Here is a 24,033-nt window from a genome sequence, read left to right as displayed (position 1 = left end):
CGTCCTGATCGTGCGTCGGTGGTTGGCTGTCAATATCTCACGTCCCCTACGATCAGCCCATGAGCGGACTGACTCTTGCCCGGGAGAAGATGGCGGCGGCCGGAGTGGCGCCGGAGGCGATCGAGGTCTTCGATCACTACTACCGGCAACTGGAGTCCGGGGCGACCGGCCTGATTCCTGAGGACACCATCGCGCCACTGACCGATCCGGACGAGCTGGCCGACACCGCGATCAGCGAGGGGCATCAGCGAGCGGCGCTGTCCCAGACGGTGATGATCAAGCTGAACGGCGGTCTGGGCACCTCGATGGGGATGGAGAACGCCAAGTCGCTGCTGCCGGTCCGCGACGGCAAATCCTTCCTGGACCTGATCGTGGCCCAGGTGAAGGCGGCCCGGAAGACGTACGACGTACCGCTGCCGTTGATCTTCATGAACAGTTTTCGGACGCGCGACGACACCCTGGAAGCGTTGAAGCCGTACAAGAAGTTGGCGGTGGACGGGCTGCCGCTGGATTTCCTGCAGAACCGGGAGCCGAAGCTGCTGGCCTCGGACCTGACCCCGGTCGAGTGGCCCGCCGACCCGAGCCTGGAGTGGTGTCCGCCCGGGCACGGTGATCTCTACACCGCTTTGCTGGCATCCGGTGTGCTGCAGCAGCTGATCGACGCCGGCTACCGCTACGCCTCGGTGTCCAACTCCGACAACTTGGGCGCGGCGCCGAACGCGGCGATCGCCGGCTGGTTCGCCGACTCGCGGGCCCCGTACGCGGCCGAGCTGTGCCGGCGTACGAAGGCCGACCTGAAGGGCGGGCACCTGGCCATCCGCAAGTCCGACGGCCGGCTGATCCTGCGCGACACCGCGCAGACGCCGGAGGACGAGCTGAGCTACTTCACCGACGAGCACCGGCATCCGTACTTCCACACCAACAATCTGTGGTTCGACCTGCGGGCGCTGCAGCGTACGTTGGCCGAACGCAAGGGGGTGCTCGGGCTGCCGTTGATCAAGAACGTGAAGAACGTCGACCCCTCCGATTCGTCCTCGCCGGAGGTGATCCAGGTCGAGTCGGCGATGGGTGCGGCGATCGAGGTTTTCCAGGGGGCGACCGCGATCGTGGTCGGCCGGGAACGCTTCCTGCCGGTGAAGACCACCAACGATCTGCTGTTGCTGCGCTCCGACAGCTACACCGTCGGCGCCGACGGCAAGATCAACAAGTCGGTGCCCGAGGCGCCGTTGATCAAGCTGGATTCCCGTTACTACAAGAAGATCGCCGACTTCGACGCCCGCTTTCCGGCCGGTCCGCCGTCGCTGCAACAGGCCAAGAGTCTGACCGTCGAGGGCGACTGGACCTTCGGTTCCGGCGTCCGGGTGGAGGGTGCCGTGAAGCTCACCGACACCGGCGAACCGCAGACCATCGCCGACAACGCGGTGATCGAGTAGCGCGCACACTCCGCCGCGGGCGTGTGTATGATGAAGGACAGTCATACACATGGAGTCAGGGTGCGAACCAACATCGAGATTGACGACCGGCTGATGGCGGCCGCTCAGGCTGCCGCCGGCACGTCGACCAAGAAGGAAACCGTCGAGCGCGGACTCGAGCTGCTGGTGCGTCTCGGTGCACAGTCGGACATTCGAGAGCTCAGGGGCAAGCTCGTCTGGACCGGTGATCTTGACCAGATGCGCACCGACGTCGCGTCGTGATCATCGTCGACTCGAGCGTCTGGATCGACTACTTCAACGGCATCGTCAGCCGTGAAACCGATCGGCTGGATGCCCTGCTGTCGACTGAGTTGCTGGCGGTCGGCGATCTCATCTTGGCCGAAGTTCTGCAGGGCTTTCGATCCGAGGCCGATGCAGAACGGGCGCGGGCTGCGATGGATTCTCTGACGCAGTTTCCGATGCTCGGCGTCGAGATGGCGCTTCTGAGCGCGGCCAACTTTCGGCAGTTGAGACGGAGCGGAATCACCGTACGCAAGACGATCGACGTGATGATCGCTTCCTTCTGCATCGAGCACGACCATCAGTTGCTCTTTGCCGACCGTGACTTCCTGCCGTTCGTGGAGCGGCTCGGTCTCCGGCCGGCCTGAATCTGTTCCCAACAAGGAAACGCTCCCTGCCCGGATCGGGCAGGGAGCGTTCGCAACGATGTGGAAGTTGATCTTGCTCAGATGAAGCTGGCGACCTCGTCGAAGCTCAGCCGCGGGTTGCGCTCGAAGTAGGCGTTCTCGCCGGGCTTGCCGATGTTGACGATGACCAGCGCCTGGTGCTTGCCGTCAGGGAAGAACTCCCGGCTCACCGCGTCGGCGTCGAAGCCGCCCATCGGACCCGCGGCCAGGCCGGCGGCGCGGACGCCGAGGATGAAGTAGCCGACCTGCAGGGCGGCGCTCAGCCGGGCGCTGCCGATCCGGGCGTCGTCGTTGCCCGCGTACATCTCCCGGTAGGCGGCACCGGCGTGCGGGAACACCTTCGGCAGTTCGTCGTGGAAGTCCGTGTCGGCGGCCAGGATCGCGACCAGCGGGGCGGCCGAGGTCTTGGCCCGGTTGCCCTCGCCCAGCAGCGGGAGCAGCCGCTCCTTGGCCTCGGCCGAACGCAGGAAGACGATCCGCAGCGGCTGGCTGTTGGCCGCGGTCGGGGCGTACTTGATCAGTTCGTAGATGGCGCGCAGCTGCTCGTCGCTGACCGGCTCGTCGGTGAACGTGTTCGCCGTACGGGCGGAGCGGAAGAGCAGGTCCTGGGCCTCGGGGGCGAGCGCCAGCTGTGCGGCGAACTCGGCCTCGAACTCGGCCAGGTCCGCGGAGGTGTTGGTGGTGTCCGTCATGATTGCTTGAACATTCAAGTGAGGAATGATTGTTCCACTATGGACTGTGACGCTGCTCACGGTGCTCGCGTTCGGTCACGACGTCGTGATCAACACCACAAGGTTGCGGGGACCGTGCACACCCTCGACCCGGTCCAGTTCGATGTCGCTGGTCGCGCTCGGGCCGGCGATCCAGGTCAACGGACGGGTCGGGTCGAGCCGGCCGATCACCTCGGGCACGGTGCCGACGATGTCGTCGGCGTCGACCACGCAGACGTGGGTGTCGGGCACCAGGCTGATCGCTCGCCGGCCCTGGATCCGGCCGCCGTCGAGCACGATGGTCCCGGTCAACGCGACGGCAGCAGCGCTGCCAGTGATCACCGCGTCGATCTGATCAAGATCAACGGCGGAAAGGTCCGCATGATCCCGGATCACCTTGCTGGTAACGGTTGTCAGCCAACCCGGATCAAGATCATCGGGGACCACCACGGAGCCGATCTGCCGGGTCGCCAGCTGATTGCCGATCACCCGGCCGACGTCGGCTCGCTTGATCACCTCCACGTCGGCCTTGTAGTCACCGACCCGCTCGGCGAACAGCGCGATCAGCCCGGCCGAGTCCATCCCGAGGTCGCGTTGATAGTCGCGGGGGATCGGCGGTGCTGCTGCGTCCCGGATCGCGCCGCGAACCGCCGCCAGCACCTGTTCTCGACTGCTCATCGGCCGCCCTCCTTGCCTGCGGCTCGGGTCCGTTCCCACCACTGGTGGAAGGACTCCCTCGGGACCGGCGGGAGGTCCCGGCTCTGCGTCCAGCCGCCCAGCATGCCGGGCAGCCGCCGTACGTACTTTGCGGCCGGGCCGACCCGGCCGGCCAGCCGTTGCGCACGCTCCAGCCGGCGATGATCGGCAAACGTCCAGGCCGCGATCCGCATCGCCAGCGCCTCGGCGTTCGGACCGCCGCGCTCGGCACGATCCTCGATCACCTCGGCCCGTTGCTCGACCAGCACCGAGGGGATGTCGATCTTGACCGGGCAGGCCTCGTAGCAGGCACCGCACAGGCTGGACGCGTAGGGGAGCGCGGCGTCGTGCGGCTCGGAAACCCCGTGCAGCAAGGGATTCAGGATCGCACCGATCGGGCCGGGGTAGACCGAGCCGTAGGCGTGGCCGCCGACCCGCTCGTACACCGGACACACGTTCAGGCAGGCCGAGCAGCGGATGCAACGCAGCGCCTGCCGGCCGGTGGTGTCGGCCAGCGCCCGGGTGCGGCCGTTGTCCAGCAGGATGATGTGCACCTCCTGCGGTCCGTCGCCCTCAGTCACGCCGGTCCACATCGTGGTGTACGGGTTCATCCGCTCCGCGGTCGACGACCGGGGCAGCACCTGCAGGAACACCTCGAGATCGGCGAACGTCGGCAGTAGCTTCTCGATCCCGACCACCGAGACCAGCACGTCCGGCAGGGTCAGACACATCCGGCCGTTGCCCTCGGACTCCAGCACGACCAGGGTGCCGGTCTCGGCGATGGCGAAGTTGGCGCCGGAGAAGGCCACCTTTCCTGCCAGGAACTTCTCCCGCAGATGCAGCCGGGCGGCCTCGGCCAGGCGGCGCGGCTCGTCGGTCAGGTCGGCCGGTGCGGGTCGGCCGACCTCACCCATCTTGTCGGCGAAGATCTGCCGGATCTCGTCCCGGTTGCGGTGGATCGCCGGCACCAGGAAGTGGCTGGGGGTGTCGCCGCCGAGCTGGACGATCAGCTCGGCCAGATCGGTCTCCCAGGCGTGGATGCCGTTCTTCTCCAGCTCCTCGTTGAGCCCGATCTCCTGGGTGGCCATCGACTTCACCTTGATCACGTCGGTGGCCCGGTGGCGCTGAGCGATCTCGATCCCGATCTTGCAGGCCTCGGCAGCATCGGCGGCCCAGTGCACGGTGGCGCCGGCCGCGGTGGCGGCGGCCTCGAACTGCTCCAGGTGCCGATCGAGATTGGCGAGCGTGTTGTCCTTGATCGCCGCGGCCGTGCTGCGAAGGTCCTGCCAGTCCTCCAGCTCGCCGACCACCCGCTTGCGTTTGTCCCGGATGGTGTGGGTGGCGTGACCGAGGTTGCGTCGAAGTTGATCATCGGCGAGCGCGATGTGGGCGGCCTTGGTGAAGGTCGGCATGCCCAGGAATGCCTCACCCGGCTTGGGATGTAGCCCTACCTGCTGGCTGGTCATGATCACTCCTGACTGGCGAGGATCTCGGCCAGGTGCATGGACCGGATCCCGGTCTTGTGCCGGCTGGCGAAGCCACCGATGTTCATCATGCAAGAGGAGTCGGAGGTGCAGACCACCTCGGCGCCGGTCTTGATCACGTTCTTGATCTTGTCCTCGCCCATCGCCGAGGAGGTGTCGGCGTTCTTCAGTGCGAAGGTGCCGCCGAAGCCGCAACACTGCTCGGCCTCGGGCAGTTCGCGCAGCTCGATGCCCTTGACCGCCTCGAGCAGCCGGTAGGGGCGGTCGCCGACGCCGATCAGTCGCAGCGAGTGGCAGGTGGGGTGATAGGTGACGCTGTGCGGGAACGAGGCTCCGACGTCGGTGACGCCGAGCACGTCGACCAGGAACTCGGTCAACTCGTACACCGGTGGGAGGTGGACGCCGGGAGCGACGCTCTGACCGTACTCGCGCAACATTCCGGTGCAGGATCCCGAAGGGACGACGACGGCTTCGGCGTCGGCGAACGTGTCGGCGAAGCCGCGCACCATGTCGCCGGCCGGTCGGGCGTAGCCGGTGTTCATGTGCATCTGACCGCAACAGGTCTGCTCGACCGGGAATCCGACCTCGCATCCCAGCCGCTCCAGCAGGGTGACCGTGGCCTTGCCGACGTCGGGAAACAGCGTGTCGGCCAGGCAGGTGACGAACAACGACACCTTCACCCGGTCACCTCCTTGTTGCTCGTTTGGCCCTAACCCTAAAGGCTCCTCCGGCGTGGTCGCCGGTGGGGCAGCGGCCGCCGTACGATGCCCAACGTGACGGGCAGCGAAGACAGCGGACGTGATGCCGTCGGAGTCCGTTGGCACGAGGCGCTGGCGTACGCGATCACCGGTCAGCGGCTCGACGGCCTCGGTACCCAGCCCACGCCGGACCTTCAGGTGGTTGCAGCAGCAATCGCGGACCGCAGCGACGGCGGCCCGGACGGTCTGCGCGAACTGATCCGGCAGCGGCGCGCAGCCGGCGAGCCGTGGCCCTATCCGGTGCCGGCAGAGCTGCGGCAGGGCATCGGCGCCGCCCAGTGGATCGCCGCACTCAACGCGTTGCGGCAACGCCTCGACCTGGACAACCCGGAACGCCCCGTGCTCAGCGACCGCGCCCCGGACGCCGACGAGCGCCGCCTACTCGCCGACGTCCCCCCGCACCACGGCCACTGAGGTCAGGCGTCAACCAGCTCTTGATGCGCCAGTTGGGAAACCCGCTGTGGCGACAGTCCGAGCAGCCGCCCAGCATCGCGGACTGTGTAATTCTCGGCGAGCAGATGCTGGGCAGCCTGGCGCATCGTTCGCGCTGCCTCGGTGGCTGCTTCGTCGGCAGCCCGACGTGCTTCTCGGGCCTGGGCGATCAGCGAGTCCTGATCGGTATGCGGTTCGACCGTCACCTCGATACTGGCGGGATCTATGTCCAACAGCATTCCGACAGCCTCGGCAGCCATGCCGGGCACCAGGTCAAGGCGGCGCGCCTGGGTGAACGCACCTTCCACCTCGGGGATGCGGATCGCCCACCAGGCGCTCGACCGTTGGGCGACGGCGGTGATCTTCATGGCGTTACTCCGATCTGCTTCAGGATGGCCCGAGCGGTCAACTCGTTCACCTCGCGGTGACGCCGGATCGTCGCCTGTTTACTGCCGACCCTGATCTTGGTGTGGTTAGCACCTTCCAATTCGGTGTACGGCAGGCCGTTCTCGGCTGCGTACTCGGCAATGAGGTCCAGAAGGTCCCTGCGCTTCATAAGACTACCCTGGTAGATGAAATAAGTCTATCCATCTAGATGCTCCGTCGGTCAGATCCGGTCAACCCAGCAGCACGCTGAGTTGGCTGGTCGCGGCGGCGTCGGCCAGCGCGGTGGCCTGGTCTCGGGTGACCTCGATCAGCAGCAGGGTCTGCGGGTCGCCGCTGGTGGGAGAGAGTTGGCTGGTGTCCTCGGCCGGTTTGGGAATGGTGACCACTCGGACCTGATCGGCGATCACCTTCGCGCCGGCGTCGGACTCCGGATTCGACGCGACCACATCGACGCGATCGCCGACCCGCAGCAGCCCGACGACGGCGGCGTCAGAGATTCGCAGCGGCGCGATCACCATGCCGGCCCGGACGTCCGGTCGGGGACCGAGCACGCTGAGGTCGGTCAGCACCGAACCTTCGCTGAGTGGGGCGACCAGGGTGCGGCCGATCAGCGGCGCCGGGTCGGTGAGAGCAGCCGACGGCACCGCCGACTCCGGTAGATCCACGGTGCTCAGGTCGGAGGCGGTCAGTTGCCGCCCGCCGGACAACTGGCGCGACGCCACCACCACGCTGACGCTGGGCGGCGGTTCGGGTGTGGCTGCGCTGATGCCGGCGACGGCCGCGCCCATGGCGGCCAGCACCGCCAGCTTGCGCCGGTGCCAGGAGATCAGCCGGGTGAATTCGGACAGCGGTGAGGTTGAGGTACGTGCCATGTCCCGAACCTAAGGAGTGTTCGGGAGGTTCCGGCCCGAGTTATCCACAGGCCGGGAACAAATCAGCCGGCGGCAGCCTTCGCCGGTGCCGCCTTGCTGCTGGATTCCTTCGAACCCGACGAGGACGAACCGTTGGACGACGATCCGTTGCTGGCGGAGTCGGACTTGCTGCTGCTGCCCGAATCGCTGGTCGCGGTGGCCGTGCCCGCCTTGGAACCACTGCGATTGTCGGTGCTGTAGAAGCCGGATCCCTTGAAGACCACGCCGACCGCGTTGTAGACCTTGCGCAGCTGGCCGTGGCAGTTCGGGCACTCGGTGAGCGCGGCGTCGCTGAACTTCTGGACCACTTCCAGGTCCTGGCCGCACTCGGAGCAACGGTATTGGTAGGTCGGCATCTGGGCTCTCTTCGGATCACACTCGGCAAAGAAGTGCCGGTCGACGGAACCCGCCGAGCCGGCTGGCACTCAAGCATAGCGACTGCTAAGCCGATCTTATTCCCGCGTGGCCCGCCGGAGCGTATTCCGGCTGTCTGTACGCTGCCGGAGTGCGTCGGGTGCATCGGTGGATGCTGTTCGTGATCTTCGTGCTGGTGTTGATCATCGGCGCGCTCTCCAGCCTGGCCGTGACCACAACCCGATCCTCCTTTCCGCAGGCCGACGGCGAGCTGAAGTTGCCGGGCCTGCGCTCGCGGGTCGAGGTGATCCGCAATCAGTACGGCGTGCCCGACATCTACGCCGACAACGCCGAGGACCTGTTCCTGGCGCAGGGCTTCGTCCATGCTCAGGATCGGTTCTGGGAGATGGACTTCCGCCGGCACATCACCGCCGGACGGCTGTCGGAGCTGTTCGGCCCCTCCCAGTTGGAGACCGACAAGACCATCCGGACGATGGGCTGGCGGCAGGTCGCCGAACAGGAGGTGCAGCTGCTGTCGTCGAGCACGCGGCGCTACCTGGACGCGTACGCCGACGGGGTGAACGCCTATCTGCGTAGCCAGTCGCCGAGCGAGCTGTCGCTGGAATACAGCGTGCTCGGGCTGACCGGGCTGGACTACCGGCCGGAGCCGTGGACCGCGGTCGACACCGTGTCCTGGTTGAAGGCGATGGCCTGGGATCTGAGCAGCAACAAGGACGACGAGATCGAACGTGCCCTGCTGACTCCCAAGTACGGCGCCGACCAGGTGGCCGAGCTGTTCCCGCCCTACGATCTTGATCAGTTCCAGCCGATCATCTCTCGGGGCGCGGTGCGGGCCGGACGGTTCGACCCACAGGCACGTCCGGCGTCCGGACGCCCGCCGGTCGCCGATGTCGAGACGCCGGACGCGCAGGCGGCGCTCGGCCGGGTGGCGAGGAGTCTGCAGTCGATCCCGCAGCTGGTCGGCGGCGGTGGCGCGGACGCGGGGGTCGGCTCGAACTCCTGGGCAGTCTCGGGATCCCGGACCACCACCGGGGCGGCGATGCTGGCCAACGACCCGCATCTGGCCACCTCGATCCCGTCAATCTTCGAGCAGATGGGTCTGCACTGCCGCAACCTGAATGCGCAGTGCCCGTTCGACGTCAGCGGCTTCACCTTCTCCGGCATGCCCGGCGTGATCATCGGCCACAACCAGCAGATCAGCTGGGGCCTGACCACCTCCTACGTCGACGTGCAGGATCTCTATCTGGAAAGGGTTCGCGGTGATCAGGTCCGAGTCGGCAACGACTGGCAGCCGCTGACGATCCGGACCGAGGAGATCAAGATCAAAGGGCAGGACGAGCCGTACAAGATCACCATCCGGCAGTCCCGGCACGGCCCGTTGATGTCGGACGTCGATGATCAATTCCACCGGGTCGGTGCGGCCGAGAAGCCCGCCACCGCAGTCGCTCTGAACTGGACCGCGCTGACGCCGTCAAGGTCGATGGACGCGGTGTTCGCGCTGGATCGAGCTACCGACTTCACCGGCTTCCGCGCCGCGGCGAAGCTGCTGTCGTCCCCGTCCCAGAACCTGCTCTACGCGGATCGGCAGGGCAACATCGGCTACCAACTGCCGGGCGCGATCCCGATCCGCGGCCGCGGCGAAGGCTCGGTGCCGGTGCCCGGCTGGGACCGGCGGTACGACTGGACCGGCATGATCAAGTTCGCTGAACTGCCGTACAGCTACAACCCGCCCAGCGGCTACATCGTCGCGGCCAACCAGCCGATCGTCAGCGCGGATTACCCCTACCCGCTGTCGGCCGGCGAGTCGTACGGCTGGCGGAGCCAGCAGCTGATCGATCGGATCACCGCGGCCGGCAAGATCGATCCCGCGACCGCCGAGACCTTCTTCGCCGACGACCGGGTGCGGTACGCCGACCCGCTGCTGCCGGCCCTGCTGCAGGTCAAGATCACCGATCGGTGGGTCGCCGAAGGCCAACAGGTATTGAGATCCTGGGATCGCCGAGCCTCGGCCGACTCGGCCGGCGCCGCCTTCTTCAACGTGCTGATGCGCGACCTGTTGCATCAGACCTTCGATGATCAACTCCCGGCCGACCTGCAGCCCAGCAGCGGAGATCGCTGGTACGCGGTGCTGGCGGAGTTGATCACGAAGCCGGACGACCCGTGGTGGGACGACGTCCGGACCGAGAACGTGCGGGAGACCCGTGACGACATGATCATCCGGGCGATGACGACGGCCCGCAAGGACATCACCGCCATGATGGCCGAGGATTCGCAGCAGTGGCGCTGGGGACAACTGCACCGGATCACCCTGCGACATCAGGCCTTCGGCGAGGTCGGCGGCATCGACCGACTCTTCAACCGCGGCGACTACCCGGCGCCCGGCGGTCCGGCGATCGTGAACGCCCTCTCCTTCGACGACCGGCAGGGGTTCGCCGTCACCAACGGGCCGGCGATGCGGATGTTGATCAACTGGGCCGATGTGGACGACAGCCGCTGGATCAACCAGAGCGGCAACTCCGGCCACGCCTTCCAGCACAACTACGATGATCAACTTCCGCTGTGGGCGGCCAATCGGATGCTGCCGTTCCGATCCGAACCGGCGAGCATTCGTCGGGCGGCGACCTCCACGCTGACCCTGAATCCGACCAGCTGAAGCTATCGGCGTGCGATCGGCACCCCTGTTGGCCAGGAACGGCACCGGTGGCAGGCTGTCGGGAAGCGAATTCGAGGGAGGAATCCGATGAGCGACATCGAAGCTCTGCGCGCCCTGGTGAGCGACGCCTTCAGCCGTGTGCAGGAACTGGTTGATCAGATCACCCGGGATCTCAGCGAGGCGCAGGCGACCTATCGTCCCGATGATCACGCCAATTCCATTGCCTGGTTGGTCTGGCACGCGTCTCGGGTGCAGGACGACCATGTCGCCGACCTGGCCGGCGTCGATCAGGCCTGGCCGGCCTGGCGGGAGAAGTTCGGCCTGCCGTTCGACGACTGGGCGACCGGCTACGGCCAGAGCGCCGAGGAAGTCGGCGAGGTGCAGGTCAGCGGCGAACTGCTGGCCGGCTACTACCACGACGTGCAGGGGTTGACCGGTCGCTACTTGGGCGGTCTCACCGAGGCCGAGTTGGACCGGATCGTCGACGACAACTGGGATCCGCCGGTCACTGCATCAGTCCGGTTGGTCAGCGTGATCGGCGACATCACCCAGCACCTCGGCCAGGCCTTCTACGTCAAAGGTCTGGCCCAGCGCGCCGGCATCCACTGAGTTTTCTCAAGCCTGGCAGGGATTCGGGGCGCTGTCGAGGGAACGCAGCCAGGACGGCTTGGGCCGAGCGTCGGCGACCGGCTGGTGCCGGCCGTCGACGAGTTCGTACGCCCAGCGCGGGCCGTTGTTGATCAACGAACGCAGCGCGGCCAGCAGTCGGTCGACGTCGTCCGAGCCGCTGCCGAGCCCGAAGCTGGCACGCAGCGCGCCACCCGCGATATCCAGGCGGGCGGCCAGCGGATGCGCACAGAAGGCCCCGTCGCGGACGCCGATGCCGTGCTCGGCCGACAGGTAGGCGGCGACCAGACCGGCGTCGTACCCGGTGACGGTGAAGCCGACCACGCCGACCGCGTCGGTGCAGTCCGGCCAGATGTTCAGCACCCGAACCTCGCGCAGCGCGGCCAGCCGGGACAGCAACCGGGTCCGCAGCCGCCACTCGTGCCGGCGCAGATGATCGTCGCCGATCTCGGTGATCGCGGTGCAGGCTGCGGCGAGTGCAGCGGCGCCGAGCACGTTGGGTGTGCCGCCCTCGTGCCGCGCCTCACCCGTCGCCCAGTTGGTGTGCTCGACGGTGACCTTGCGGACAGCGCCGCCGCCGGCCAGGTAGGGCTCCGCGGCATCGAGCCAGTCGGCGCGTCCGATCAGCGCGCCGGATCCGAACGGGGCATAGATCTTGTGTCCGGAGAAGGCGAGGTAGTCCACGCCCAGCTCGGCGATGTTGATCTTGCGGTGCGGTACGAACTGAGCGCCGTCCACCGCGATCCGGGCGCCGTGCCGATGAGCAAGATCAGCAAGCCGGCGCAGCGGCAGCACCTCACCGGTCACGTTGGAAGCTCCGGTGATCGCCAGCAGTCCTGCGCCGGTCTCGTCCAGCACCCGACCAAGATCATCCAGGGTCTGCGCCAGCGTCGCGGCGGCCGGCACGATCGTGGCACCCAATCCCTGCCAGGGCAGCAGATTCGCGTGATGCTCGATGTCCAGGCAGACCACCTCGGCACCGTCCGGCACTGCGCTTGCCAGCAGGTTGAGCGCATCGGTGGTGTTCCGGGTGAAGATCGTCAGGTCATCGCCGCGAGCCCCGACGAAGTCGGCAACGGTCGCGCGGGACTGCTCGTACAGCGCCGTACTGACCGCGGACGCATACCCGGCGCCGCGATGCACGGAGGCGTAGTAGGGCAGGATCCGCTGTTGATCTTCGATCACCGCGTCCAGGGCCGGGGCGCTGGCGGCGTAGTCGAGGTTGGCGTAGCGGACGGTCCGGCCGTCGATCAGCGGCACCTCGAGTTCGGACCCGCTGACCCCGGCCAGTGGGCCGAACGCATCCAGCCGTCTGCCGAGGGTCGGGAGCTGCGCGCTCGGACAGGCAGGCTCCAGGTCGGCGGCATCGTGCTGGGTGGGACGGGACAGGCTGGCGACCGACATCGATCGACTCCTCACAACTCAGGGGCCCGCCGTGAGCGTCAGAGGACCCGCGCTTGCCGGTGTCCGTGTGGAACCGGCCGTGTGGTTCACCCGGGGCACCCCACCGCGGAGGAGGGTTGCCGGTCAGCAAGCCGGGGCTTGACGCTGACACTCATCACACAACTGGCCTCAGTTCACTACAGGTCGATAGCGGGCGCAAGTTGATCGTGTCAATTCGTCCATATGATGATATGCGGTCTCGAATCGTGGTTGATCTTGATCGTGCGGTCAGGTGGCAACGGCCAACCCAGGGGATTGGGTGAGTTTCGTACCGACATCGGTGCGAAACTCACCCATTGTCGGAGGGTCTTGTGATGCTGGGTGACCTCCGTTGGACAGACTGATGTCACGGCACGATCACCAGGCGCTGGCCGGGCGGGATGGGCTCGGACCAGGCTTCGGTGACGTCGGCCAGCCGGCGGCGTACCGGGGTGACGTGCAGATGTCCGGCGGCCAGATGACCGAGAAAGGCCGGTAGTTGGGTGCCGATCTGTTCCATCGGCACGCTGCCCAGTCCGCTGCCGATCAGGTGCAGGTTGCTGCTGCGGAGCAGTTCGGAGTCCAGCGCCAGCGGCGATCCGGCCATCGAGCCGACCTGCGCCCAGGTCAGCTGCCGGGTGCTGTCGGCACGACCGGCGACCAGCGCGCCGAGCAACCCGGCGGCCGGTTCACCCCAGAGGTAGTCGACGACGACATCGACGTGGTCGGCCAGGGCGGCGACCTGAGCCGGCCAGTCGGTGCCGCTGTCGATGCGTACGGTGTGATCGGCGTGTTCGGACACGGCCCGCAAACCTGCGGCCGATCGACCCACCGCGATCACCTCCGAAGCGCCGAGCAGTTTGGCCGCCTGGATCGCGGTCTGCCCGGAAGCCCCGGTGGCGCCGAGCACCACGACGGACTGACCGGGCTGCAACGCGGCCCGCACCGCAAGGGCGTTCCAGCCCGACATGCCGGGGTTCATCGACGCCGCGACCACGGCCGGATCAAGACCGTCCGGTAGCGGCATCAGCATCGGCGCGGCGGCTCGCTCGGCGAACGTCCCGTACGGAGCCCGCAAGCCACCGAAGTAGGCGAGGCTCCCGTCCGACCGCCGGCACACCCCGTCCACTCCGGGGATCATCGGCAGCTGCCGATGGGAGGAGTAGTGCCGTCCCGACGCCTGACCGCGGACGATCTGATGCACGCCGGCGGCCACCACCTCGACCAGTTCCTCCGGACCGTTCGGCACCGGATCGGCGAAGTCCCGGTAAGCCGGTGGCTGGTCGAAGTTGTCGATCACTGCTGCTTTCACGGTTGTCTCCTTCGTTGATCTCGTCCTTAACGCTGTTAAGCGTTCCTGAGACAGTGTGCTTAACGCTGTTAAATTCGTCAAGGGGCTGGCAGAATCTCGACCATGCCGCTGGATCGTGACGTTGTGATCCGTACCGCCCTGAAGCTGATGGACGACGACGGGCTGGACGCGCTGACCCTGCGCAAGATCGCGTCCGCCCTGGACGTGAAGGCGCCTGCGCTCTACTGGCATTTCCAGAACAAGCAGCAATTGCTGGACGAGATGGCCACCTCGATGCTGCGGGCGGCGACCGAGGAAACCGTCGACGAGGGACTGCCGTGGCCGGACCAACTCCGCCGCCAGGCCGGCGGCTTCCGCCGGATGCTGCTCAGTCACCGCGACGGCGCCCGACTCTTCGGCGGCACCTATCTGACCGACCCGAGCCCGGTCACCGCCGGCGAGCCGTTGCTGCGGGCGCTGATCGACGTAGCCGGCGACCTGCGCAGTGCGGTGATGGTGATGCGGACCCTGAACTGCTTCGTGATCGGCTTCGTGCTGGAGGAACAGGGCGTCGTGGATCCCTCCGGTCGCCGCGATCCGCGCTACGACCCCGCTGTCCGGGCAGAACGTCTCGATCCCGACAGGTTCCCGTTGTCGTCGGCATCGAGCGAGTACGTCTGGGGTGACCTTGACGCCTCCTTCGCGGCCGGAGTGGAGTTGATCATCGGCGGCTTCGCAGCGCAGCTCGATCAGCCGCCGGCGAGTAAGAATTAGCGGCAGTGCCGACGGGCGGATTAGCATGCGTCGTACAGGCAGTGATCCGGCCATCACCGGTGAGCCTCCGGAAGAACGAGCACCATCCAACTGAGTTGTCAGTCGGCTGGGGCTTTAGTAGAACCGGACGGGTGGGCCCGTGACAGGCCGTAATGAGCGGTCCGATGAAGTTGATCATCGGGCAAGCGAGGTGGTACCGCGGCGCAAGTCGTCCTCGTGCAGGGATTGCAGACATGTCCAGCACGAAGAGGAACGCCAGCGATGAGCTACCCGAAGGCAACGACCGACCCGAGTGACGATCACGGCACCCCGGCCAAGGTGCCGTCCAGCCCCCGTTTCGCCGAGCTCGAAGAGCGGGTGCTGGCGTTCTGGTCCGACGACGACACCTTCCAGGCATCGGTGGACAAGAACCCGACCGGTGAGAACGGCAGCAACGAGTACGTCTTCTACGACGGCCCGCCGTTCGCCAACGGGCTGCCGCACTACGGCCATCTGCTGACCGGCTACGTCAAGGACATCGTTCCCCGCTTCCAGACCATGCGCGGCAAGCACGTCGAGCGCCGGTTCGGCTGGGACACCCACGGACTGCCCGCCGAGCTGGAGACGATGAGTCAGCTCGGCATCAAGACCACCGACGAGATCCACGAGATGGGCGTCGGCAAGTTCAACGAGGCAGCCCGGGCCTCGGTGCTGCGCTACACCGAGGATTGGAAGGAGTACGTCACCCGGCAGGCCCGCTGGGTGGACTTCGACAACGACTACAAGACGCTCGATCTGACCTTCATGGAGTCGGTGCTGTGGGCCTTCAAATCCCTGTGGGACAAGGGATTGGTGTACGAGGGCTTCCGGGTGCTGCCGTACTGCTGGAACGATCAGACACCGTTGAGCAACCACGAGTTGCGGATGGACGAGGATGTCTACCAGGTACGCCGCGATCCGGCCGTCACGGTCGGCTTCCGACTGGAGACCGGCGAGTTGGCACTGATCTGGACCACCACCCCGTGGACGCTGCCGTCCAACCTGGCGATCATGGTCCACCCCGATGTCGACTACGTGGTGGTCGAGTCGGACTACACCGGAACCACCGAACGGTATGTGATCGCCGAGGCCCGGCTATCGGCGTACGCGCGGGAGCTGGGGGAGGACGCCGAGGAGCGGATTGTCCAACGCCTGAAGGGATCCGAGCTGCTCGGCCGCTCCTACACCCCGCCGATGAGCTACTACCTCGGGCACGAGAATGCGCACAAGATCGTGCCGGCGCCGGAGTTCGTCACCACCACCGAGGGCACCGGGCTGGTGCACAGCGCCGGCGCGTTCGGTGAAGAGGACAAGATCGTCACCGACCGCAACGACATCGAGCCGGTGGTGCCGGTCGCCCTCGACGGCACCTTCACCGAGCCCGTCCACGACTACCTCGGTGTGCACGTCTTCGATGCCAACGTGTTGATCATCGAGCACCTGAAGAACCGGACGAAGGGCTCTTCGACAAGCTCAGGGACCGACTTCGGCTCCACCACCGAAGGCACCGTGCTGCTGCGGCAGGAGATGTACGACCACTCCTATCCGCACTGCTGGCGTTGCCGGGAACCGCTGATCTACATGGGTGTCTCGTCCTGGTTCGTCGAGGTGACGAAGTTCAAGGACCGGATGGGCGAGCTGAACCAGCAGATCAACTGGGTGCCCGAGCACGTCAAGGACGGCCAGTTCGGCAAGTGGCTGGCCAACGCCCGCGACTGGTCGATCAGCCGCAATCGCTTCTTCGGTAGCCCGATCCCGGTCTGGAAGTCCGACGACCCCGCGTACCCGCGGGTCGACGTGTACGGCTCGATCGCCGACCTGGAACGAGATTTCGGTGTCGAGGTGACCGATCTGCACCGGCCGTTCATCGACGAGCTGACCCGGCCCAATCCGGACGATCCGACCGGCAAGTCGACCATGCGCCGGGTGACCGAGGTGCTGGACGTCTGGTTCGACTCCGGCTCGATGCCGTACGCCCAGGTGCATTATCCGTTCGAGAACACCGACTGGTTCGAGCATCACTACCCGGCAGACTTCATCGTCGAGTACATCGGCCAGACCCGCGGCTGGTTCTACATGATGCACATCTTCGCCACCGCACTTTTCGACCGGCCGGCGTTCAGCAACTGTATCAGCCACGGCATCGTGCTGGGCAGCGACGGGCAGAAGATGAGCAAGTCGCTGCGCAACTACCCCGACGTCCGCGAGGTGTTCGACCGCGACGGCGCCGACGCGATGCGCTGGTTCCTGATGAGCTCGCCGATCCTGCGCGGCGGCAACCTGATCGTCACCGAGCAGGGCATCCGCGAGGGTGTGCGGCAGGTGATCATCCCGCTCTGGAACGCGTGGTACTTCTTCAGCCTGTACGCCAACAGCGCCCAGGGCGGTGCCGGTTACGACGCGCAGTTCTCCACCGCGTCCACCGACGTGCTGGACCGCTACATCCTGGCCAAGCTACGGCAGACAGTGGCCAACATCGCCGAATCGCTGCAGGAGTTGAACATCGCCGCGGCCTGCGACGAGGTGCGCTGGTTCGGCGAGGTGCTGTCCAACTGGTACATCCGGCGTTCCCGGGAGCGCTTCTGGGACGGCGAGAGCGCGGAATCGAAGCAGGCGTTCGACACGCTCTACACCGTGCTCGAAACACTCACTCGGGCGGCGGCGCCGCTGCTGCCGTTGATCACCGAGGAGATCTGGCGCGGGCTGACCGGCGGCCGCTCGGTGCACCTGACCGATTGGCCGGACGTTGATCAACTTCCCGCCGACGGTGATCTTGTCGCCCAGATGGATCGGGTCCGTGACGTCTGCTCGACCACGTCGGCGCTGCGCAAGGCCAAGCATCTGCGCGTTCGGCTGCCGCTGTCCCGGCTGCAGGTCGTGGTCGACGACGCCAAGGCGCTGCAGCCATTCATCGGGCTGATCTCCGACGAGCTGAACGTGCAGCAGGTCGAGCTGACGGAGTTGGCCGCGGCCGGAGCCGATCTTGGTGTCGGCCAGGAGTTGCAGGTCAACGCCCGGGCGGCGGGACCCCGGCTCGGCAAGGAGGTCCAGACGGCGATCAAGGCGAGCAAGTCGGGCGACTGGTCGGTGGCCGACGACGGCACCGTCACCTCCGGCGGGATCGCCTTGCAGGAAGGCGAATACTCCCTGCGTACGGTGGTGGCCGGCGGCGACGACGAGCACCAGGCGGTGTCGATGCTGCCTGGTTCCGGCTTCGTGATCTTGGACACCGAGGTGACGCCGGAGCTGGCCGCCGAGGGGCTGGCCCGGGACGTGATCCGGGCGATCCAGCAGGCTCGCCGCGACGCCGGCCTGGAGATCAGCGACCGCATCGTCCTCGTCCTCACGCCGGGCGATGACGACGTGCGATCGGCGATCGAATCGCATCGCGAATTGATCAGGTCCGAAACGCTGGCCGACACGTTGGACTTCGGAGTTGATCTTGGTGGTCAGCCCGCCGACCTCGGCGACGGCCGCAAGGTCGGCGCCCGAGTCACCAAGGTGGGTTGAGCCTGGTCCGTCAGTCGATGATGGCGACTTCCAGATCGGCCCACTGACGGAAGGCTTGGTCGGTCGTCACGAAGGTCGCCGCCGTAGCCTTTGCGAATGCCGCTAGGTAACTGTCCATCCAAAGCTTCGGCGACGGATCGGGACGAGAGGATCGGATCCGCCAGTCCTGATCAATCTCCGCCGGCTCCTCAGCGAGAGAGATTCGGCTATCCGACGTGAACAGGTCGTACGTTGCCCATGCCTGCTCGTTGGACAGCGGTGGCAGATCGTACGGCTTGAGGACAGCTGCCGTCGTCAGCAGTCGCAGCAGGGACTGGCGGGTCGCTCGACAGAACGCGATCGAATCGGTGTCGCCGATGCTTTGAATCCAGTCACGGCAAGCAAGGTGCTTGCCGTGCACAGCTACTGTCAGCGCCAGCCAAACGTTCGTGTCCGGCACATACGAGCTCACTTGCCCACCGAATCCACTTCGTCGTTGAGCAGCAATTCGGCAACTCTCTCCGGAGTGACTTCCTCTTCAGGTTTCGCCGGGTGACCGCCGGCAATGATCGGGAATTGCACGCGCTGTGCTGCGCCCTGTCGTGGTGCTGACTCTGCAGCCAGGCCCCGGCGCAAGAGATCGGCGATTACGTCCTTCAGCCGCCGATCCTCCTGGGCCGCCCGCACCTTGACGGTTCGCATCAGATCGTCTGGCAGATCCAGAGTCGTCTTCATGGCGCCAGTATCCCAGCTTTATGGTTATCTGGCTCGCCCCTTCAGGGCAGTGCAGTCAGCTCAAGCCTTTCGGGCGGTGTAGAGCAGGTATTCGCAGTCCATCGTGCCGTCCGGGTTGACCGAGCGCTCGGCGAGTTCGATCAGTGCCCGATCCAGCCCGGCGGTCCGTTCCGGATCGCCGGCGTTGGCCCGGTACGCCACGATGGTGGGACCGTAGTTGCTGGCGAAATAGCTGCGGAAGTGCTCCGGTCCGGTGAACGTGTCGACGTTCAACATCTCGGTCCGGACGGTCAGCTCGGTGACCCGGTCGCCGAACAGCTCGCGCAGATGATCTTGGTTCCCCCACAGCGGCGCCGGCTGCACCCCCGGTGGCGGGGACGGCACGAACGGTCGCACGCAGGAGAACATCTGCCCGACGAAGCCATCCGGCGTCCAGGCCACCAGGCCGATCGTGCCGCCGGGCTTGCACACGCGGACCAACTCGTCGGCGGCACGTTGATGATGGGGCGCGAACATGACGCCGATGCTCGAGGTCACCACGTCGAACTCGTCGTCAGGATAGGGCAGATCCTCGGCGTCGGCCTGCTCCCAGGTGAGCTTGAGACCGGCCGGTGCGCGGTTCCGCCCTGCGGCCAGCAACTCGGGCGTGAGATCGCTGGCCACGACGTCGGCGCCGGCCCGAGCGGCCGCGATGGCGGTGTTGCCGGTGCCGGCGGCAACGTCCAGGACTCGCTGTCCGGGGCCGATCTCGCAGGCCCGGACGAGGATCGGCCCCAACGGAGCGACCATCTCGTCGGCGATCCGCGGATAGTCGCCGAGCGCCCACATCGCGCGGTGCCGGTTCTTCAGTTCGCGATCAAGATTGATCGTCGTACTCTCACCCATGTTGGTGCTCCCCGATCCTGGGACCGGCGCTCTGCCGGCCGACCATCACGCTAGGAAGCCGGGCACGCCCCGACTAGTTCAGGATCTGTATCTCTGTTCACCGATGCTCGAGCAGGATCGGATCTAGCCTGATCGGATGGGGGCGCCGTACTACCAGTTCTGCCCGGTGGCCAAGGCGATGGAGCTGCTGGACGAACGCTGGACGCTGCTGGTGATCCGCGAGCTGCTGGCCGGGAGCCAGCACTTCAACGAGCTGCGCCGCGGACTACCGCGGATGTCACCGGCGCTGTTGTCCAAACGTCTGCACCAACTCACCGTCGCCGGGCTGGTGATCAAGTCCGAGGACGGCAGCGGCATCTGTTATCGGCTGAGTGACGCCGGCCGAGAGCTGGAGCCGATCGTCGTGCAGCTCGGTGCCTGGGGAGTCCGCTGGATCGGCGAGATCGGGGATCGTGATCTTGATCCGAAGCTATTGATGTGGGATCTGCATCGTCACGTCGATCCGGCGGCGGCACCACAGATCCGTACGGTGTTGGAGTTCGACTTCGCCGACGTCGACCCGGCACGGCGACGGTGGTGGTTGGTGTTCTCCGGCGGCGACGTCGACGTCTGTGATCAGGATCCCGGCTTCGACCTGTCGGTGACGATCCGCACCACCTTACGGATGATGATCATGATCTGGCGCGGAGACCAGACCTGGGAGCGCGCCGCCCGCAACGGCACCGTGACCATCGACGGCGCCGCCCCGATCCGACGCCTGCTGCCCAAGCTGTTCCTGCTGCCGGGTCAGGTGTGGTCGGCCTGATCCAGGTCGAGGGCGGGCCGCGTGACGGCGATGATGGTCGTGATCTCTTCCAGGCCGGCGAAATCGTCCGGGTTTGTTGTGTACAGCGGGAGATCGTTGGCGGACGCGACGGCGGCAATCATCAGGTCTGCCCTCCGTCGGCGAGGTTTCCGTTCGGTGTGCAGGACAGCGGCGGTGATTCGTCCAAAGACTCGCGCCGCGGGGGCGTCGAATGGAAGTGGGTCGAATTCACTCTCTGCTCGTTGCAGCACATCAAGGCGGCGCCCGCGCTCGGCGCGCGAATCGTTGTCGTCTCCGCGAACCAGATGCACCCCCGCAGACAACTCCGCCAAGGTCACGGCACTGATCGCCATCTCACCCGGCAGCTCTGAGGGGTCGATCCAGCGCCGCAGGAGGAGGATGTTCGTGTCGAGGAGACCCGCGTCCTCAGCGGGCATAGCGATCCATGGTGTCGTCGAGTGCATCGTCCTGTTCGGCGCGGAACTGTTCGAGGTTCATCGTTGCTGCGGCGCGGGAAGCGGCCACGAACTCGGCCCGGGAGACGAACGTCCGGCGAGTTCGCAGCGGTACGAGCTCACCGATATCCCGCCCGTCGCGAGTGACCGTGAACGACTCGCCCAGCTCGACGGCGTCCATGATCTCCCGGGAACGGTGTCGCAGGTCGCGCTGGCTGATCTGCTGGTGCACTGTCATACACGCAGCGTAGCAACATGTGCCACGGCGTGCTACGCCCCCGCGTCCGCTGATCAGGCCCGCAGATCGAACCCGAGGTCCAGCACCGGAGCGGAGTGGGTGAGTGCGCCGACGGCGATGTAGTCGACGCCGGTTGCTGCGACGGCGGCAGCACCGGCGAGAGTGAGCCCGCCGCTGGCTTCCAGCTTTGCCTGGTACGGCTCCGCCAGCTTCACCGCCGCCCGCAGTTGATCGGTGTCCATGTTGTCGAGCAAGATCAAATCCGCGCCGGCAGCGAGGGCATCGCGTACTTGATCAAGGGTGTCGCACTCGATCTCCAACGGTATCGACGGATTGCTGTCGCGGACCGCGTCGAAAGCTGCCTTGATCGAACCTGCTGCCGCAACATGATTGTCCTTGATCAACGCCGCGTCACCGAGGCCCATCCGGTGGTTCACCCCGCCGCCGCAGCGGACCGCGTACTTCTGGAGGATTCGCAAGCCAGGAACGGTTTTCCGGGTGTCTCGGACCGAGCACTGATGATCACCGATGGCGTCGACCCACTGGGCGGTCGCGGTCGCCACCCCGGACAGCTGGCCGAGCAGGTTGAGCATGCTGCGTTCGGCCGTGAGCAGGGTGCGTAGCGGTCCGCTGACGGTGAGCACCAGGCTGCCGGGCTGCAGTCGATCGCCGTCGGCCGCGATCACGTCGATGATCAATTCGGTGTTGTGATCGGCGGCCAGCTGGTGCAGGACCGCGATCGCCACCGGCAGCCCGGCCAGCGTGCCATGCTGACGGGACACCACGTCGGCGGTGCCGCGTTGATCAACTCCGATGGTCGCTCGGGTGGTGATGTCGGGTCCCCACTGCAGATCCTCGGCGAGAGTCCGCCGCGCCACTTCCCGAACATGATCAACCTTCAGACCGGCCGCACCAGCCAACTGCTCAAGATCAACTTCCGTGCTCACGCGAACTCCCCTGAATCTGCAATCTGATCAGAATGGGTAATCTCCAACCCGTCGGCGCCGAGCCGCAGCAACGAGTGCCGCCGCCACGCCGGGTCCGGGCCGGGGTAGTCCGCCCGCCGATGGCACCCGCGGCTCTCCGCCCGCGCCACCGCCGCCGTCGCCACCGCGACCGCCACGGTGTAGAGGTTCGTCGCCTCCACCTCCGCCACCCCGACGGCGCGTTCGGAGAGCTCGACCTCGCCGAGCGACTTCAACAACACGACAAGCTCCGCCTCGTCCCGCTGCACCCCAGCCCCCCGACTGACCGAGGAGACGATGCCTGCACGAGCACCCGCCACCACCGCATGGTTTTCTAGGTTCCCAACAGCAGCGGCCGAGGTGGCGTCGCGACCAGCCCGAGCCGAGCGGGGCGATGCCTTGGCTCGGGGTGGGTCGGGCGTTTGAAACTCGTCGGGCAAGCTTGCGCAGCCCGACGAGGCTTCAAGGGCGTGAGTCAAGGCATCGCCCCGCTCGGCGGCCCCACGAGTGAGGAGTGAGCCAACGAGGTTGCCGGCGATCACCGCCTCGGTCAGGCTGTTGGATGCCAATCGGTTCGCTCCCTGCACCCCGGTCGAGGCGACCTCGCCGACCGCGTACAACCCGGGGACCGTGGTCCGGCCGTCCAGCCCGGCCAGCACTCCGCCACAGGAGTAGTGCTCGGCCGGTCGGACCGGGATCGGTTCGGTGATCGGATCGACACCACGAGCCTGGCAGAGTTCGAGAATGGTGGGGAAGTGCTGGCGCCAAACCTGTTCGCCGAGCATGGTGCCGTCCAGGAAGAGATGATCATCGCCGGTGTCCATCAGATGCGTGTGCATCGCGGATGCGACCACGTCGCGCGGAGCAAGATCACCGAGCGGGTGCTTGCCGTCCATGATCAACGTGCCCCGCCGATCGACCAGCCGGGCGCCCTCGCCGCGTACCGCTTCGGAGATCAGCACGCCGCGATCTCCGGGGCGCCGATGATCTTCCGGCACCACCAACACGGTCGGGTGGAACTGGACGAACTCGAGGTCGCGGATGACCGCGCCGGCTCGCAGGGCCAGGGCGACGCCGTCGCCGGTGGCAGTGGCCGGATTGGTCGTGGTTTCCCAGGCCTGTCCGATACCGCCGGCGGCCAGGATCACCGCCGGTGCAGCGATCTCGCCGATCCGGCCGGCGGAGTCGATCACCCGGACACCGGTGATTCCATGATCATCTGTGAGCAGGTCGACCACGGTGGTCTGCTCACGGAGTTCGAGTTTCGAGTCCTTCGACAGGCTCAGGACCCGAGTGGCCAGGGTGCGGGCGACTTCCGCACCGCTCGCATCACCGCCGGCGTGCACGATCCGCCGGGCGTGATGTCCGCCCTCCAGACCGAGCGCGTACCGACCGTGATCATCCAGGTCGAACCGCGCACCCAACGCGGTGAGCCGTTCGATCGTGCCGGGTGCGGCAGCGACCAACTCCGCCACCGTCTCGGCGTCGCACAGCCCGGCGCCGGCCGTCAGGGTGTCCTCCAGGTGGCTGCGCAGCGAGTCGGTCGGAGCCAATACGGCGGCCAGACCGCCCTGAGCCCAGGCCGTCGAGCCGTCGCCGGGCCGGCCCTTGGTGATCATGGTGACCCGGCGGCCGGAGTCCAGCAACGGCAGCGCAGCGGACATACCGGCGGCACCCGAGCCGATGATGATCACATCGGTCTCATCCCGCCGGCTGACCGGTGAGGTCGGCAACACGGTCGGGATCAACGGCCGGCTGTCGGCCGGTGGCCGGCGCCAGGATGTATCGGCTTCGGTGATCATGA

General features: G+C 66.7%; 26 protein-coding genes and 1 riboswitch. Of the genes, 9 read left to right on the top strand and 17 right to left on the bottom strand.

Features of this window, described 5'->3' with window-relative positions:
- Positions 1 to 59: 59 nt before the first annotated feature.
- Genes FOE78_RS20930 through vapC form a run of 3 tightly spaced genes read left to right on the top strand, consistent with a single transcriptional unit; the run spans position 60 to position 2,080 of the window.
- Positions 60 to 1,433 (top strand): UTP--glucose-1-phosphate uridylyltransferase, encoded by a 1,374-nt coding sequence (locus tag FOE78_RS20930; protein ID WP_143987982.1) that lies wholly within the window; start codon positions 60 to 62, stop codon positions 1,431 to 1,433.
- Positions 1,434 to 1,493: 60 nt separating this feature from the next.
- Entirely contained in the window at positions 1,494 to 1,694 is a 201-nt protein-coding gene (locus tag FOE78_RS20925; RefSeq protein WP_143987981.1) for a type II toxin-antitoxin system VapB family antitoxin, read from the top strand.
- Positions 1,691 to 2,080 carry a type II toxin-antitoxin system VapC family toxin gene (vapC, locus tag FOE78_RS20920; RefSeq protein WP_143987980.1) on the top strand — a complete coding sequence of 130 codons (390 nt, stop codon included), beginning with the start codon at positions 1,691 to 1,693 and terminating at the stop codon, positions 2,078 to 2,080. The genes FOE78_RS20925 and vapC overlap by 4 nt, the downstream gene beginning before the upstream one ends.
- Positions 2,081 to 2,157: 77 nt before the next feature.
- On the opposite strand, the gene FOE78_RS20915 is transcribed toward vapC, so the two are convergent.
- The 4 genes from FOE78_RS20915 to FOE78_RS20900 all read right to left on the bottom strand — a co-directional run bounded on the left by FOE78_RS20915 (position 2,158) and on the right by FOE78_RS20900 (position 5,689).
- Positions 2,158 to 2,811: a malonic semialdehyde reductase gene (locus FOE78_RS20915; protein ID WP_143987979.1), complete on the bottom strand. Its 654-nt coding sequence runs from the start codon at positions 2,809 to 2,811 to the stop codon at positions 2,158 to 2,160.
- A 75-nt stretch (positions 2,812 to 2,886) separates the two neighbouring features.
- On the bottom strand, positions 2,887 to 3,507 hold the full coding sequence (locus FOE78_RS20910) for a LutC/YkgG family protein (RefSeq protein ID WP_143987978.1): 621 nt from the start codon (positions 3,505 to 3,507) through the stop codon (positions 2,887 to 2,889).
- Positions 3,504 to 4,991, bottom strand: coding sequence for a lactate utilization protein B (locus tag FOE78_RS20905; RefSeq protein ID WP_143987977.1), 1,488 nt, complete (start codon positions 4,989 to 4,991; stop codon positions 3,504 to 3,506). Before FOE78_RS20905 ends, FOE78_RS20910 begins: the two co-directional genes overlap by 4 nt.
- A 2-nt stretch (positions 4,992 to 4,993) precedes the next feature.
- Positions 4,994 to 5,689: a (Fe-S)-binding protein gene (locus tag FOE78_RS20900; protein WP_143987976.1), complete on the bottom strand. Its 696-nt coding sequence runs from the start codon at positions 5,687 to 5,689 to the stop codon at positions 4,994 to 4,996.
- A 93-nt stretch (positions 5,690 to 5,782) separates the two neighbouring features.
- On the opposite strand from FOE78_RS20900, the gene FOE78_RS20895 reads away from it, so the two are divergent.
- Positions 5,783 to 6,181: a hypothetical protein gene (locus FOE78_RS20895; RefSeq protein WP_143987975.1), complete on the top strand. Its 399-nt coding sequence runs from the start codon at positions 5,783 to 5,785 to the stop codon at positions 6,179 to 6,181.
- Positions 6,182 to 6,183: 2 nt separating this feature from the next.
- Here the strand turns inward: FOE78_RS20895 and FOE78_RS20890 are convergent, their stop codons facing one another.
- From FOE78_RS20890 to FOE78_RS20875, 4 genes are all read right to left on the bottom strand, one after another.
- Positions 6,184 to 6,567 carry a hypothetical protein gene (locus FOE78_RS20890; protein ID WP_143987974.1) on the bottom strand — a complete coding sequence of 128 codons (384 nt, stop codon included), beginning with the start codon at positions 6,565 to 6,567 and terminating at the stop codon, positions 6,184 to 6,186.
- Positions 6,564 to 6,755, bottom strand: a complete 192-nt coding sequence (locus tag FOE78_RS20885) for a toxin HicA (RefSeq protein ID WP_143987973.1) — start codon at positions 6,753 to 6,755, stop codon at positions 6,564 to 6,566. Before FOE78_RS20885 ends, FOE78_RS20890 begins: the two co-directional genes overlap by 4 nt.
- A 61-nt stretch (positions 6,756 to 6,816) precedes the next feature.
- On the bottom strand, positions 6,817 to 7,458 hold the full coding sequence (cpaB, locus tag FOE78_RS20880; protein WP_143987972.1) for a Flp pilus assembly protein CpaB: 642 nt from the start codon (positions 7,456 to 7,458) through the stop codon (positions 6,817 to 6,819).
- Between the two features lie 62 nt (positions 7,459 to 7,520).
- Positions 7,521 to 7,853 carry an FmdB family zinc ribbon protein gene (locus FOE78_RS20875; protein ID WP_143987971.1) on the bottom strand — a complete coding sequence of 111 codons (333 nt, stop codon included), beginning with the start codon at positions 7,851 to 7,853 and terminating at the stop codon, positions 7,521 to 7,523.
- 149 nt (positions 7,854 to 8,002) lie between these two features.
- On the opposite strand from FOE78_RS20875, the gene FOE78_RS20870 reads away from it, so the two are divergent.
- Both FOE78_RS20870 and FOE78_RS20865 read left to right on the top strand, forming a co-directional pair.
- Positions 8,003 to 10,525, top strand: coding sequence for a penicillin acylase family protein (locus FOE78_RS20870; protein WP_210414699.1), 2,523 nt, complete (start codon positions 8,003 to 8,005; stop codon positions 10,523 to 10,525).
- Between the two features lie 87 nt (positions 10,526 to 10,612).
- Entirely contained in the window at positions 10,613 to 11,134 is a 522-nt protein-coding gene (locus FOE78_RS20865) for a mycothiol transferase (RefSeq protein ID WP_143987970.1), read from the top strand.
- 6 nt (positions 11,135 to 11,140) lie between these two features.
- Here FOE78_RS20865 and FOE78_RS20860 read toward each other — a convergent pair whose 3' ends face one another.
- Together FOE78_RS20860 and FOE78_RS20855 are read right to left on the bottom strand one after the other, a co-directional pair.
- On the bottom strand, positions 11,141 to 12,556 hold the full coding sequence (locus FOE78_RS20860) for an aminotransferase class V-fold PLP-dependent enzyme (protein WP_143987969.1): 1,416 nt from the start codon (positions 12,554 to 12,556) through the stop codon (positions 11,141 to 11,143).
- 44 nt (positions 12,557 to 12,600) lie between these two features.
- Positions 12,601 to 12,715, bottom strand: a riboswitch (SAM riboswitch).
- A 226-nt stretch (positions 12,716 to 12,941) separates the two neighbouring features.
- Complete coding sequence (locus FOE78_RS20855; protein ID WP_143987968.1) at positions 12,942 to 13,886, bottom strand: quinone oxidoreductase family protein; 945 nt, start codon at positions 13,884 to 13,886, stop codon at positions 12,942 to 12,944.
- A gap of 102 nt (positions 13,887 to 13,988) precedes the next feature.
- Here FOE78_RS20855 and FOE78_RS20850 point away from each other — a divergent pair, with 102 nt between their 5' ends.
- Positions 13,989 to 14,639 carry a TetR/AcrR family transcriptional regulator C-terminal domain-containing protein gene (locus FOE78_RS20850; protein WP_143987967.1) on the top strand — a complete coding sequence of 217 codons (651 nt, stop codon included), beginning with the start codon at positions 13,989 to 13,991 and terminating at the stop codon, positions 14,637 to 14,639.
- Between the two features lie 261 nt (positions 14,640 to 14,900).
- Positions 14,901 to 18,167 carry an isoleucine--tRNA ligase gene (gene ileS, locus FOE78_RS20845; RefSeq protein ID WP_143987966.1) on the top strand — a complete coding sequence of 1,089 codons (3,267 nt, stop codon included), beginning with the start codon at positions 14,901 to 14,903 and terminating at the stop codon, positions 18,165 to 18,167.
- 10 nt (positions 18,168 to 18,177) lie between these two features.
- Here ileS and FOE78_RS20840 read toward each other — a convergent pair whose 3' ends face one another.
- From FOE78_RS20840 to FOE78_RS20830, 3 genes are read right to left on the bottom strand one after another with little or no spacing between them, the layout of a single operon-like run.
- Positions 18,178 to 18,618 carry a TA system VapC family ribonuclease toxin gene (locus tag FOE78_RS20840; protein ID WP_168207617.1) on the bottom strand — a complete coding sequence of 147 codons (441 nt, stop codon included), beginning with the start codon at positions 18,616 to 18,618 and terminating at the stop codon, positions 18,178 to 18,180.
- Positions 18,615 to 18,881 carry an antitoxin gene (locus FOE78_RS20835; protein WP_143987964.1) on the bottom strand — a complete coding sequence of 89 codons (267 nt, stop codon included), beginning with the start codon at positions 18,879 to 18,881 and terminating at the stop codon, positions 18,615 to 18,617. The genes FOE78_RS20840 and FOE78_RS20835 overlap by 4 nt, the downstream gene beginning before the upstream one ends.
- 60 nt (positions 18,882 to 18,941) lie before the next feature.
- The gene (locus tag FOE78_RS20830; RefSeq protein ID WP_143987963.1) at positions 18,942 to 19,766 is read right to left on the bottom strand and encodes a class I SAM-dependent methyltransferase; all 825 of its coding nucleotides are present in this window, start codon (positions 19,764 to 19,766) and stop codon (positions 18,942 to 18,944) included.
- Between the two features lie 136 nt (positions 19,767 to 19,902).
- On the opposite strand from FOE78_RS20830, the gene FOE78_RS20825 reads away from it, so the two are divergent.
- Positions 19,903 to 20,571 (top strand): winged helix-turn-helix transcriptional regulator, encoded by a 669-nt coding sequence (locus tag FOE78_RS20825; RefSeq protein ID WP_143987962.1) that lies wholly within the window; start codon positions 19,903 to 19,905, stop codon positions 20,569 to 20,571.
- Here the strand turns inward: FOE78_RS20825 and FOE78_RS20820 are convergent.
- From FOE78_RS20820 to nadB, 4 genes are read right to left on the bottom strand one after another with little or no spacing between them, the layout of a single operon-like run.
- The gene (locus FOE78_RS20820; protein ID WP_143987961.1) at positions 20,553 to 21,008 is read right to left on the bottom strand and encodes a type II toxin-antitoxin system VapC family toxin; all 456 of its coding nucleotides are present in this window, start codon (positions 21,006 to 21,008) and stop codon (positions 20,553 to 20,555) included. The two genes, FOE78_RS20825 and FOE78_RS20820, sit on opposite strands and share 19 nt — an antisense overlap.
- Positions 20,998 to 21,264, bottom strand: a complete 267-nt coding sequence (locus tag FOE78_RS20815; protein ID WP_143987960.1) for a type II toxin-antitoxin system Phd/YefM family antitoxin — start codon at positions 21,262 to 21,264, stop codon at positions 20,998 to 21,000. Before FOE78_RS20815 ends, FOE78_RS20820 begins: the two co-directional genes overlap by 11 nt.
- A gap of 53 nt (positions 21,265 to 21,317) precedes the next feature.
- Complete coding sequence (gene nadC, locus FOE78_RS20810) at positions 21,318 to 22,211, bottom strand: carboxylating nicotinate-nucleotide diphosphorylase (protein WP_143987959.1); 894 nt, start codon at positions 22,209 to 22,211, stop codon at positions 21,318 to 21,320.
- Positions 22,208 to 24,031, bottom strand: coding sequence for an L-aspartate oxidase (gene nadB / locus FOE78_RS20805; protein WP_143987958.1), 1,824 nt, complete (start codon positions 24,029 to 24,031; stop codon positions 22,208 to 22,210). Before nadB ends, nadC begins: the two co-directional genes overlap by 4 nt.
- Positions 24,032 to 24,033: the final 2 nt, after the last annotated feature.

The organism is Microlunatus elymi (genome assembly GCF_007362775.1).
GTDB classification, from domain to species: domain Bacteria; phylum Actinomycetota; class Actinomycetes; order Propionibacteriales; family Propionibacteriaceae; genus Microlunatus; species Microlunatus elymi.
Note: the sequence above shows the minus strand (reverse complement) of the source record. Positions and strands in the feature narration are given on the sequence as shown.